Below are 12279 nucleotides of genomic sequence, written 5' to 3' on the forward strand. Positions count from 1 at the left end.
CGTTGCCCCTGAAACAGATATCGGCGCATTGGCGCATGCCTGTTTTTGGCACAAAAACCTTGCGCTGTAGTAACCGGGGCGCCGAATGCCAAACTCTTGCGGGTAATTATTTGGCGCCCGTTCACCTTTCCATTTAAGCAAGCCGAAGGAAATCCCGGTTAGCTTGCCCATAGTTTCAATTGTCACTTTTCAAGCGCACCGGCGCCAGGCCGGCCGGAGTGTCGTCATGAATGAAATGAGTGCCACGCAATGGCAGTCTGACGGCGAGCTGGCAGAAGAGACGAGGCGGCTGGTCGCTGCGACGGAAACCATGATGGCCGCCAACGCCCGCCATCACTCCGATGGCATCGAGAACCTGCGTCTCAAGGCGATCGTCCACGAGCTTCCCGATTTTCTCTACGTCAAGGATCGCGACAGCCGTTTCGTCTTTGCCAATGCCGTCGTTGCACGCAGCCACAATTTCGACAATGCCGCCGACATCGCCGGCAAGCGCGACTTCGATCTCTTCGATTTCGATCTTGCCCGCAAATACTTCGATGTCGAGCAGGAGATCATGTCGACGGGCGTCCCGGCACTGGACATGGAGGAAATCATTCCCGTGGCCGGTGGCAAGCCCATGTGCCGCCTGACCTCGAAGATCCCGCTGCGCAACGATCGCGGCGAGGTTGTCGGCCTGATCGGCGTTTCTCGCGATATTACCGAGCGCAAGCGCCAGGAAGACCTCCGCCGCGGCCAGTCGGCGCTCCTGGAAATGATCGCCCGCAACGAGCCGCTGGAAATGATCCTGGAAGCACTGGTGCTGCTGGTCGAGGCGGAGCTTGACGGGATTGCCGGCTCGATCCTGCTTCTCGATCGTGACGGTACGCGTCTCCTGCATGGTGCTGCACCCAGCATGCCCGGCGCCTATAGCAGGCTGATCGACGGCACCCCGATCGGCCCCAAGGTCGGCTCCTGCGGCACGGCCGCCTGGCGCGGCAAGCCGGTCATCGTCTCCGATGTGACTGTTGATCCGCTCTGGGAGGATTTCCGTGGCGTGGCCGCCGAATTCGGACTCCGTTCCTGCTGGTCGGCGCCGGTCCTGACCTCGCAGAACAATGTGCTCGGCACCTTCGCGCTCTATTCGAACACCGTCCGCGAGCCGACCGCCCACGAGATGGAGATGGTGGCGCTCGCCACCCACATCGCCGGCATCGCCATCGAGCGCAAGCGCGGCGACGAGCGCATCTATTTCATGGCTCATCACGACGATCTGACGGGCCTGCCGAACCGTGCCTTCCTGAAGGAGCGCATGGCCAAGACGCTGTTTCAGGCCGGGCGCAACAACCGCAAGGTCACCGTCGCCTATATCGACCTCGATAATTTCAAGGACATCAACGACAGCCGCGGCCATGCCGCAGGCGACGAGGTGCTGAAGGAGCTGGCCGCGCGCATGGCCAATTGCGTCCGCGCCTCCGACATGGTTGTCCGCCTCGGCGGCGACGAATTCCTTGTCGTGCTCGTCCACCAGTCCAGCCACGACGCTGGTATCCTGCGCCGCCTTCGGGAGCTGCAGAAGGCCATCACCCGGCCGGTATCGCTGGATGGCGAGGAGCTGCTGGTCACCAGCAGCATCGGTGTGGCGGCCTTTCCCTCGGGCGGCAGTACGCCCGAAGAGCTGCTCGCCAATGCCGATCAGGCGATGTACCGCGCCAAGGAACTCGGCCGCAACACGCTGCAATATCATAGCGGCGACGGTGAAAACGCCGTCGATATTCCGCTCAGCGAAGAAGAGGAGCTGCGCCAGGCGATCGTCGGCGATCAGCTGCGTCTGCACTATCAGCTGCAGGTCGAGGTCGCCTCTGGCCGAACCGCCGGGCTTGAGGCGCTGGTGCGCTGGCAGCATCCGCAGCGCGGCCTGGTGCCGCCCGGCAATTTCATCCCGCTCGCCGAAGAAACCGGGCTGATCATCCAGCTTGGTCTCTGGGTTCTGAACGAGGCTTGCCGCCAGGCCCGCGACTGGCAGGATCAGGGGCTGAATCCGGTCACCGTCGCCGTCAACGTTTCTGCCAGGCAGTTCGCTGATCCCGACTTTGCCTGCCATGTCCATGAGGCGCTGGAGCGCCACCGCCTCGATCCGCGCTGGCTGGAGCTCGAACTAACGGAGAGCACCGTCATGCAGGATGTCGACAAGGCACTCGGCATCATGGCGCGCCTGCACCGGCTCGGCGTACGCCTGTCGATCGACGATTTCGGCTCCGGCTATTCCAGCCTCGCGGCCCTGAAGACCTTCCCCTTCGACCGCCTGAAGATGGACCGCTCGCTGGTGGAAGCGCTCCCGGCCGACAAGACCGCCGTCGCCATCGCCTCCGCCGTCATCTCGCTCGCCAAGACCCTGAAGCTCACAGTCGTCGCCGAAGGTGTCGAAAGCGACGCCCAGCTGGAATTCTTGCGATGGGCGAAGTGCGAGGAGGCCCAGGGCTACAGGTTTGCCAAGCCGCTGCCTGTCGATGAGGTGGTGAAGCTCTTGAAATAGGCGGCATCCGGCCAATTTCTGGCTGCCTCTGGCTCTTCGCATCATTCCCGCTATCTTCAAGCGGATGATGCGACCCGACGCCTTGCTGTATCCGGCCCCCGAAGGCCTTTTCTGCCCGGAGGGCGGATTCTATATCGATCCCGTCCGGCCGGTCGATCGGGCGCTCGTCACCCACGGACATTCCGATCACGCACGGCCCGGCCACCGCCATGTGCTGGCGACGCGCCAGACGCTCGATATCATGCGGCTGCGCTATGGCGACGATTTCGCCGGCAGCGAACAGGCCGCCGCCTTCGGCGAGGAGATCGACGTCAACGGCGTCAAGGTGAGCTTCCATCCGGCAGGGCATGTGCTCGGATCAGCGCAGATTGCCGTCGAGAAGAATGGCACCCGCATCGTTGCCTCCGGTGACTACAAGCGCCGCCCGGACCCGACCTGCGCCCCCTACGAGCCTGTTGCCTGCGACGTCTTCATCACCGAGGCGACCTTCGGCCTGCCGGTCTTCCACCATCCCGACCCCATGGATGAAATCCGCAAGGTCTTCGCCTCGCTCCGCCAGTTTCCGGAGCGTACCCATCTGATCGGCGCCTATGCGCTCGGCAAGGCGCAGCGCGTCATCCGCCTGTTGCGCGATGCCGGATATGATCAACCCATCTATATCCACGGCGCCATGGAGCGGCTCTGCGCCTATTACCAGGGGCAGGGGATCGACCTCGGCGAACTGCTTCCCGCCACCGTCGAAGGCCGCGACAAGTCCGCCTTCAAGGGCGCCATCGTCGTCGGCCCGTCGTCTGCCTTCGCCGACCGCTGGGCGCGCCGCTTCCACGAACCGCTCCCGGCCTTCGCTTCGGGCTGGATGATGGTGCGCCAGCGCGCCAAGCAGAACGGCGTCGAACTGCCGCTCGTCATCTCCGACCATTGCGATTGGCCGGAACTGACCGAAACGATCACAGAGCTGCACCCTGCGGAAGTCTGGGTGACGCATGGGCGCGAGGAGGCGCTGGTGCGCTGGTGCGAGTTGCAGGGCGTGAAAGCCCGGCCGCTGCATCTGGTGGGCTATGAGGACGAGGGGGATTGATGGTGGAGCTTATGTCCGCCGGCCATCGCGCCCCGCCAGCCCCCCTCTGCCCTGCCGGGCATCTCCCCCACAGGTGGGGAGATTGGCTGGGCGCAGCCGCTCGCCCTAAATTGATTGTTTGGGGAGAATCCAACCACTTGCCGATCTCCCCCCTTGAGGGGGAGATGCCCGGCAGGGCAGAGGGGGGTAACCCACGGCACCTCTGCGAGGTGGCCCCATGAAACCCTTCGCCGACCTCCTCGACCGGCTGGTCCTCACCCCCTCGCGCAACGGCAAGCTCAAACTCCTCACCGATTACTTCCGCGACACGCCCGATCCCGACCGCGGCTACGGTCTCGCCGCCATCGCCGGTACGCTGGAGGTCCGCAACGTCAAGCCCGCCATGCTCCGCGAACTGGTGCTGGAGCGCATGGACGAGGTGTTGTTTCGCTATTCCTACGACTATGTCGGCGATCTCGCCGAAACCATTTCGCTGGTCTGGGATAACGAAAAGGACATCGAGCGCTCCGCGCTCGCCCAGCCTCGCCTCGGCGAAGTGATCAGCCAGATGAATGCGCTGGGACGCACCGAAGTCCGCAGCTATGTCCGTGATCTCCTCGACCGGCTGGATTCTTCCGGCCGCTTCGCCTTCATCAAGCTCGCCACCGGCGCCTTGCGCATCGGCGTCTCGGCCCGCCTCGCCAAACAGGCGCTCGCCGAGCTTGGGGCAAAGGACGTCACCGAGATCGAGACCCTCTGGCACGGCCTCGAGCCGCCCTACGAATCGCTTTTCGAATGGCTGGAAGGCAAGGGCGGCAAGCCGATCCTGGCAACGCCGGCGATCTTCCATTCCGTCATGCTGGCCAATCCCGTCGAGGAAGGCGATCTGACCAATCTCGACCCCAAGGATTACGCCGCGGAATGGAAATGGGACGGCATCCGCGTCCAGCTGTCGCGTGCCGGCGAGACGCGAAAGATCTATTCCCGCTCCGGCGACGACATTTCAGGCGCCTTTCCCGATATATTGGACTCGATCAGCTTCAACGGCGTGGTCGATGGCGAACTCCTGGTCGGCGGCACGGCGCGTTCCAACAATCCGACCCGCACCTTCTCCGACCTGCAGCAGCGGCTGAACCGCAAGACCGTCTCGGGCAAGATGCTGGAAGAATATCCGGCCTTCATCCGCGCCTATGACTTGCTTTTCGATGGCGAGGAGGACGTGCGTGGGAATATCTACACCGAGCGCCGGGATCGCCTCTCTGAGATCATCGAACAGGCGCCGCACGACCGGTTCGACCTCTCGCCGCTGGTTGATTTCACGACCTGGGACGAGCTCGACGAGTTGCGCTCCACGCCGCCCGATCCCGTCATCGAAGGCGTGATGATCAAGCGCCGCGACAGCATCTACCAGGCTGGCCGTATGAAGGGGCCGTGGTTCAAGTGGAAGCGCAACCCCTACAATGTCGATGCCGTGCTGATGTATGCGCAGCGCGGCCACGGCAAGCGCTCCAGCTATTATTCCGATTTCACCTTCGGCGTCTGGGCCGAGATGCCTGATGGAGAGCAGCTGGTACCCGTCGGCAAGGCCTATTTCGGCTTCACCGACCAGGAACTCGAAGTGCTGGACAAGTTCGTGCGCAACAACACGACCGAACGTTTCGGCCCCGTCCGCGCCGTGCGGGCCGACAAGGAGTTCGGCTTCGTGGTCGAGGTCGCCTTCGAGGGCATCAACCGTTCGACCCGCCACAAATCCGGCGTCGCCATGCGCTTCCCGCGTATCTCCCGCCTGCGTCCGGACAAGCCGAGTTATGAGGCCGACCGTCTGGAAACGCTGGTGGCGATGATCGATGCGAAGGCGGCGGAATAGCGGCTGTGCGCAAAATGCCGCAGGATCACATTTTCAACACAATGTGTATTGGCCGCAACAGAGTTTGCAGGCACATTTTGAGGGCCGGGTACATAGAGTGCTGAACAATGACCGATGACCAGAATGCCTTCTTCCGTCAGCGCCGCTCGGTTCTTGCGGGTCTTGCTGGAAGCCTGCTGCTGCCGGGGATGGCCCGCGCTTTCGATGTTCCCCTGAAGCCGAAGCTGATCGCGCACGACTACGCCAAGGTGCGAACCCATTTCCGCACCAAGCTGCTGCAGAAGGGACCGGCCCCGGACAAATACGAAAACCTCGTTGCCCCCGCAGATGGCGATCAGATCTTCTACCGCTCGGGCGCCGGCAGCGAACTTGAGCTCGTCGCCTGGGTCAGCAAATACAAGCGCACCCGCCAGCCGAAACCCGCCGTGCTCTTCCTCCACGGCGGCAATGCCATGGGCATGGGCCACTGGAACCTGATGAAGCCCTATATGGATGCCGGTTTCGTGGTGATGATGCCCTCGGTGCGCGGTGAAAACGGCCAGATGGGCAATTTCTCCGGCTTCTACGACGAAGTGGACGACGTTCTCGCCGCCGCCGATCGCATGGCGCATCTGCCGGGTGTCGATCAGAATCGCCTCTTCATCGCCGGCCACAGCATCGGCGGCACGCTGACCATGCTGGCTTCGATGTCCACCCACAAGTTCCGCGCCGCAGCCCCGATCTCCGGCAATCCGGACGCCTTCCGTTTCTTCAACCGCTACCCGCAGGACATTCGTTTCGACGACAGCAACGAGCGCGAATTCGAGGTTCGCACGGCGCTCTGCTATGCCGAAAGCTTCAAATGCCCGCTGCGCGTCATGCACGGCACCGAGGAAGACCACTTCAACGACCGCGCCGACCTGCTCGCCCGCCGCGCGCGCCGCGCCGGCATCCGCATCGAAACCGATACGGTGGCCGGCAACCACACATCCGCACTCCCGGCCGAGATCGCCCAGAGCATCCATTTCTTCCAGGGCGTGGCAGCGTAAGGGCACCCCGACACCAGCTTCACGCCAGCCGCAAATGCCATCCTCCCGGCAGATATGTTTCTCTGCCGATTTCGATAAGGGTGGATTTATGGAATTCTTGCGCCGGGTGCTCCCTCTTGCCGGGCTTGCTGTTGCTGCCATGTCTCTTGCCGGCTGCAACGTGCTGATCCCCGATACCGGCGCCACCGATCCCGCCCGTTTCGTCCAGGAGACCGCGCCGGTCTTCTATCAGCCGGGCACCAATCCCAATCGCGTCCGCCCAATCGATGCGCCGGTGCCGCAGAGACCCGGCGTTCCGGCGACGATCTACAATCAGAGCTACGGCATCCCCGGCCGGACCTTGGGCGCCGCCGATCCGGGCGTCACCTACGGCATCCCAAGTGCTGCATCCAGCCGGACCTACGGCCTGCCGGTCAGCAATCCGGTGAGCGTCGCGATGTATGCCGAAAAGCAGGATGGCGATTTCCGGCTGCCGGCAATTCCCGTCAGCCGCGTCAGTTCCGAGTACCTGCGCCAGGAAGTCGATTATCCGAGCAACGAGAAGCCCGGGACGATCGTCGTCGATACCCGGACCAAGCACCTCTATCTTATCGAGCCCAATGGCAAGGCCATGCGCTACGGCGTCGGTCTCGGCCGCGAGGGCTATGCCTGGTCGGGCCGTGGTGTGATCCAGTGGAAGCAGAAATGGCCGCGCTGGACGCCGCCCGATGAAATGGTTCAGCGCCAGCCGGACGTGCGCTCCTTCTCCGCCGAGAACGGCGGCATGAACCCCGGCCTCGGCAATCCGCTCGGCGCCCGCGCCATGTATATCTTCCATGACGGCAAGGACACGCTCTACCGTATCCACGGCACGCCCGAATGGCAGTCGATCGGCAAGGCCACCTCGTCGGGCTGCGTGCGCATGCTGAACCAGGATGTCGTTGATCTCTACGACCGGGTTTCCGCCAAGGCTGAGATCGTTGTGATGTAGCAGCGCAACAGCGCCACCGATATCGTGCGCTCACTGCTGGACAAGACTTCGTGAAGCTATGGTTTATTTAGCTGGGGCCGATAGATTTCTGAGAGACGTTCATTGCGTCGAATGAATCAAACGGGGACCGGCCTGCCGTTACGGGCCGGTTCCGCGTCAGAAGGAAGTCCCTCCCAGGCCATGAGCTTCGAAAACCCCATTTCCCGCCGCAGCTTTCTGTCTTTCTCGGCATTGACCGCGGCCTCCGCGCTTGCCGGCTGCGCATCCACATCCAGCGCCCCGGGCGTTCAGCCCGTCGCCTTCCGCGTTCCCAGGCTCTTCCAGACGACGCCGGCTCCCACCGATGCCGAACTGGAAGTCATGTATGGTCCGATCGAAGATGGCGGCTTCCTGATCCCGCCGGTGCCTTACAAGCAGATCGATCCGCGCTTCTATCGCCAGCAGGTCATCGACCCCACCGGCCAGGCGCCGGGTACGATCGTCGTCGATACGCCCTCGCGCTTCCTCTATGTCGTCCAGCCGGGCGGCACGGCAATGCGCTATGGCGTCGGTATCGGCCGCGAGGGCTTTGCCTGGTCCGGCAACGGCGTCATCCAGTGGAAGCAGAAATGGCCGCGCTGGAAGCCACCGAATGAGATGGTCGCCCGCCAGCCGGAGCTCACCAAATATTCGATCGCCAATGGCGGTATGGAGCCGGGCCTCAAGAACCCGCTCGGCGCCCGCGCGCTCTACATCTTCTCCAATGGCGAAGACTCGCTCTACCGCCTGCACGGCAATCCCGACTGGCGTTCGATCGGCAAGGCCGTATCCTCCGGCTGCGTCCGCCTGCTGAACCAGGACATCATCGACCTCTACGACCGCGTTCCCCAGAAGAGCCCGATCGTCGTCTGGCAGTAGGCCAAACGGTCGAAGCGCAAGCGCAAAGCTGGCGCGATAGACTTTAAAAGGCACCCCACAAGGGTGCCTTTTTCTTTGGGCCCACCCACATCTCCCTCATTCCTGTGCCTGTCACAAGAATCCAGCCACCGCGCGTCCGCGCGGTGAATGATCCCCGTTTCCCATTGAGAGTCTCCTGCGCCCCAAGACTGGGGCGCACCGGATTTCTGTGACGAGCACAGGAATGAGGGTGGTCTGATGACGCCGTGTCTACAAAAAAGCTCCCAAAACGGGAGCTTTTTCAATCGTTCGCCTCAACCACCCGAACGCAACGGCCCAAGATTGAGCGATGCGCTGTTATATGCCGGGCGCGGCGTCGGCAGGACGACGCGGGTTGGCGGGGTCAGCACATCGGCGGCGGGCTGCAGCGATGGTGGCTGTAGGGTCTGGGGCGCCGGCTGTGCCTGGAATTGCATCTGCATTTGCGATGCCTGCGGCAGCGAACCTGTGGAGGCGGGCTGGACGGCCAAGGCGGGTGCGGCCTCGCCGGGCATTGCGGCCGGAACCGGACCGGTTTCCGGCAGCAGGATTTCGAACGGCGCCGGTGAATCCGGATCAGCGGAGGCAACCTGCGTATAGGCGACCTGTGTCGAGGATGGCTGCGGCGCGCCGACGGCGGGGGCTGCAGGGGCAGGCTGCGCCGCAGCCGTGTACTGCTCGACGCCGGCGAACTGGACGGCGCCGGAGCGCTGGTCGTTCGCGACGTAATTCATCGCCACTTCATAGGACGGCATCGGGGCGGGCGTCTGCAATTCGCCGTCGCGGCCACGCTTCTCGTAGAAGACGTTGCCGCCGGCAGCCGTCACGTAGTGCATGTTGCCGTAGGGGAATTTCAGGCCTTCGGTGTGGAAGAACATCGCTTCCTTTACGCCCGGATGGCGGGCGCCGCGCAGAATGTCGTCGGCGGCGGCATCAAGCTGCGGCTCGGCAACCGGCTCGACCGTGCGGGTCAGGACGCCGGGTGCGAACTGCTTCTTCTGTCCGACGACGCCGCAGATGGAATCGGAATAGGCCTGCGAGGTCAGCCGGTTCATGACGACCGTACCGACAGCGAGATAGCCGTTGCGATCCGAATGTTCGGATTCGAAATACATTGCGCGCTTCAGGCACTCGCGGTCCTTGGCGGTGTAATTATAGGTGACCTTGCCTGGAGTGGCGGCAACGGTCTTCGCCTTTGGCGTCGCTTTGGCATCGAGCGCATCCGGCTCGTTGGCCGTGCTGCAACCCGTGACGGCCAGTCCTGCGATGAAAATCGCGGAGATGGTTTTGCCCCTCAACGGCAGTGCCTCCCAGTTTTTTCGGTCCAGCCCCAAATCACTCGGCGAGACTTTGTACCTCACGTTACCGATTATGCCAAACACATTTCGTGAACGGCCATTTAACCCAGCTTGGCAAAGAAGTGGTTAAGCCGCCGCTTTCGAGATGCTCATCGTGCATCCGGATGCCTCAAGCGCCGCTGAAGCCACCTCGATTAACAGTTTGCGGAACCATACGGCGCGCCCATCCGCCTGATCGACGCGGCGGTAGAGCATGGTCACGGGATCGGCCGGAAGGTCGAAGGGGAGGCGCGAGATCGACAGCCCATGCAGCTGCGCCATGCAGCGGGCAATCGCTTCTGGAACGGTGGCAATCGCCGGCATCGCTTTCAGCGCCGTCGGCAGCGCCGACAAGCGCGGCACGCTGGCGGCAATCGTCCGCTTCTCGCCGATCCGCGTCAGGGCGATATCCAGATTGGTGGCCGTATCGCCGCTTTCGTAGGAGATGACGATATGCGGATTGCCGGTGAAATCGGCGAGCCCCAGCGGCGCCTTCAGACGCAGCTGCAGTGGGTCGTAGATCGACATCGAGCATTGTTCGAAGAGCGGTTCGCGGACATGCCAGGAGGCCGGCTCGTCATGTACGGCGACACTGAAGTCGAAAGCGCCGTCATCGAGCAACCGTGCGGCTTCGCGCTTTTCGGATGCGACACCGATCAGTCTTGCATTCGGCGCCAGCTGCCGCAGCCGCGCGGCCAGCGGGCCGAAGAAGGCGGTCTCGAGATTGTCGCACATGCTGATGCGGAATTCGCCGTCGTAAAGCGCCGGGTCGAAGGCATCGGGCGGACGGATGGCCTTTTCGATACAGGTCAACGCCTCCTCGACGGCAGGCGCGATGGCAAGGGCGCGCGGCGTCGGCTGCAGCCCGCGCCCGACGCGCACGAAAAGCTCGTCGCCCAAAGCCTCGCGCAGCCGCTTCAGCGCTGCCGAAAGACCCGGCTGCCCGAGCAGCAGGCGCTCGGCGGCGCGGCTGACATTGCGCTCCTGCATCAGCACCGAGAAGGCGACGAGCAGGTTCAGGTCGATCTTTCGAAGGGTCGAATCATTTATCATCGTCAGTAATACCTGGCATGGGTACTATCAATTTGCAATAGGATCAGGACGTGTACATTTTCTCGTTCCCTGCCGCTTTCTCCCAAACCGCGGCAGCCGAAAGGAACGATTTCGATGACACTCTCCCAATCCAGAAGCGGGGCAGGGCTGGCATTGCTGCTGCTCTGTGCCGCGAATTTCCTCGATGCCATGGACGTCTCGACTATCGGCGTCGCGCTTCCCGCCATCCAGGCTGAACTCGGAATGCCCGCCACCTCGCTGCAATGGGCCGTTAGCGCCTATGTGCTCGGCTATGGCGGCTTCCTGCTGCTCGGCGGGCGCGTTGCCGATGTCTTCGGTCACCGCCGCGTCTTCCTGTGGTCGCTTGCCGTCTTCGCGGCCGCCAGCATTGCCGGCGGCTTCGTGGACAGCGGTCCGACACTGATCGCCGCCCGCCTGATCAAGGGCATCGCCGCCGCCTTCACTGCGCCCGCCGCCCTTGCGCTGCTGCTCTCCGTCTTCGGCGAGGGGGCGGCCCGCGCCAAGGCGCTCGGCGTCTTCGCGTCAACGGGGGCAACCGGCTTCGTGCTCGGCATGGTGCTTGGCGGTGCCGCCACCATCATCAGCTGGCGGGCGACGCTGGTCATGGGCGCGCCTGTCGCCATCCTCGCCCTGATCGCCGCGCCCTATGTTCTGCCGCGTGACGTCAAGCTCGGCGGCAAGCGTCCGTCCTTCGACTGGGCTGGAGCACTGACCATCACCCCCGGCCTGCTGCTCTTCGTCTTCGGCATCACCAATGCCGCTGCCGAGGGCTGGAACGCCCTGCCGACCTGGGGTTCCCTGTTGGCCGCGGTGCTTTTGATCGGCCTCTTCCTGGTGGTCGAATCCCGGCATCATGATCCGATGGTGCCGCTCGGTATCTTCCGCAAGGCGAAGCTCAGCCACGCCAACCTGCTGGCGGCGCTCTTCCAGGGCGTCTATGTCGGCTTCCAGTTCATCGCCACGCTCTATTATCAGGATGAACTCGGCTGGTCGGCTTTCGTCACGGGCTTCTGCTTCGCCTTCGGCGGCGTCTGCGTCATGTTCCTCGCACCGCGCTTCGCAACCATCGCCCAGAACCGCGGCACGACGGGCCTGATGACGCTGGGTGTCGCGCTGCAGGCATCGAGCTATATCTTCTGGGTGCTGGCCGCCGGCCACGTCAATCCGGTGCTGCTCGTCGCCCTGTCGCAGATCCCGCTCGGCGTCGGCTATGCCATGACCTACCCGTCGGTGCAGGTCGCGGCTCTCTCGGATGTCGAGGAAGACAAGTCTGGCCTCGCCTCCGGCCTGCTCTTCGCCGCCTTCCAGATCGGCGGCGGCATCGTTCTCGCGGCCGCCTCCGCCATCTTCAGCGCCGCCCCGTCGATGGGCTACGACGCCTACACCGCAGGTGTCACCTTCGTCGCCATCCTCTCGGTGCTGGTGGTCCTCTTCGCAGCACTCGGCCCGCGCGGTTCGCGCACGCCGGTCCAGGCCGCCTATCAGGCCGCCGAGTAAAGCACTCCGGCCCGCGCTATTG

At 63.6% G+C, this 12279-nt stretch carries 9 protein-coding genes; 7 read left to right on the plus strand and 2 right to left on the minus strand.

Annotated features, from left to right (window positions below):
- The first annotated feature begins 226 nt into the window (after window positions 1–226).
- From AC1DIJ_RS13310 to AC1DIJ_RS13335, 6 genes are all read left to right on the plus strand, one after another.
- Entirely contained in the window at window positions 227–2512 is a 2286-nt protein-coding gene (locus tag AC1DIJ_RS13310; protein WP_112386368.1) for an EAL domain-containing protein, read from the plus strand.
- Between the two features lie 67 nt (window positions 2513–2579).
- Entirely contained in the window at window positions 2580–3590 is a 1011-nt protein-coding gene (locus tag AC1DIJ_RS13315) for a ligase-associated DNA damage response exonuclease (protein ID WP_112386367.1), read from the plus strand.
- Between the two features lie 217 nt (window positions 3591–3807).
- A complete protein-coding gene (locus AC1DIJ_RS13320) occupies window positions 3808–5436 on the plus strand; it encodes a cisplatin damage response ATP-dependent DNA ligase (RefSeq protein ID WP_112386365.1) in 1629 nt (542 codons plus the stop codon).
- Between the two features lie 107 nt (window positions 5437–5543).
- Entirely contained in the window at window positions 5544–6464 is a 921-nt protein-coding gene (locus tag AC1DIJ_RS13325; protein WP_112386364.1) for an alpha/beta hydrolase family protein, read from the plus strand.
- Window positions 6465–6552: 88 nt separating this feature from the next.
- On the plus strand, window positions 6553–7434 hold the full coding sequence (locus AC1DIJ_RS13330) for a L,D-transpeptidase (RefSeq protein WP_112386363.1): 882 nt from the start codon (window positions 6553–6555) through the stop codon (window positions 7432–7434).
- 180 nt (window positions 7435–7614) lie between these two features.
- Entirely contained in the window at window positions 7615–8331 is a 717-nt protein-coding gene (locus tag AC1DIJ_RS13335) for a L,D-transpeptidase (protein WP_112386362.1), read from the plus strand.
- Between the two features lie 293 nt (window positions 8332–8624).
- Here the strand turns inward: AC1DIJ_RS13335 and AC1DIJ_RS13340 are convergent, their stop codons facing one another.
- On the minus strand, window positions 8625–9653 hold the full coding sequence (locus AC1DIJ_RS13340) for a cell wall hydrolase (protein WP_442208003.1): 1029 nt from the start codon (window positions 9651–9653) through the stop codon (window positions 8625–8627).
- A 120-nt stretch (window positions 9654–9773) separates the two neighbouring features.
- Window positions 9774–10739: a LysR substrate-binding domain-containing protein gene (locus tag AC1DIJ_RS13345; RefSeq protein ID WP_112444065.1), complete on the minus strand. Its 966-nt coding sequence runs from the start codon at window positions 10737–10739 to the stop codon at window positions 9774–9776.
- Window positions 10740–10853: 114 nt separating this feature from the next.
- Here AC1DIJ_RS13345 and AC1DIJ_RS13350 point away from each other — a divergent pair, with 114 nt between their 5' ends.
- On the plus strand, window positions 10854–12257 hold the full coding sequence (locus AC1DIJ_RS13350) for an MFS transporter (RefSeq protein WP_112386360.1): 1404 nt from the start codon (window positions 10854–10856) through the stop codon (window positions 12255–12257).
- Window positions 12258–12279 lie beyond the last annotated feature (22 nt).

It is taken from the genome of Rhizobium sp. 10N427 (assembly GCF_056394605.1).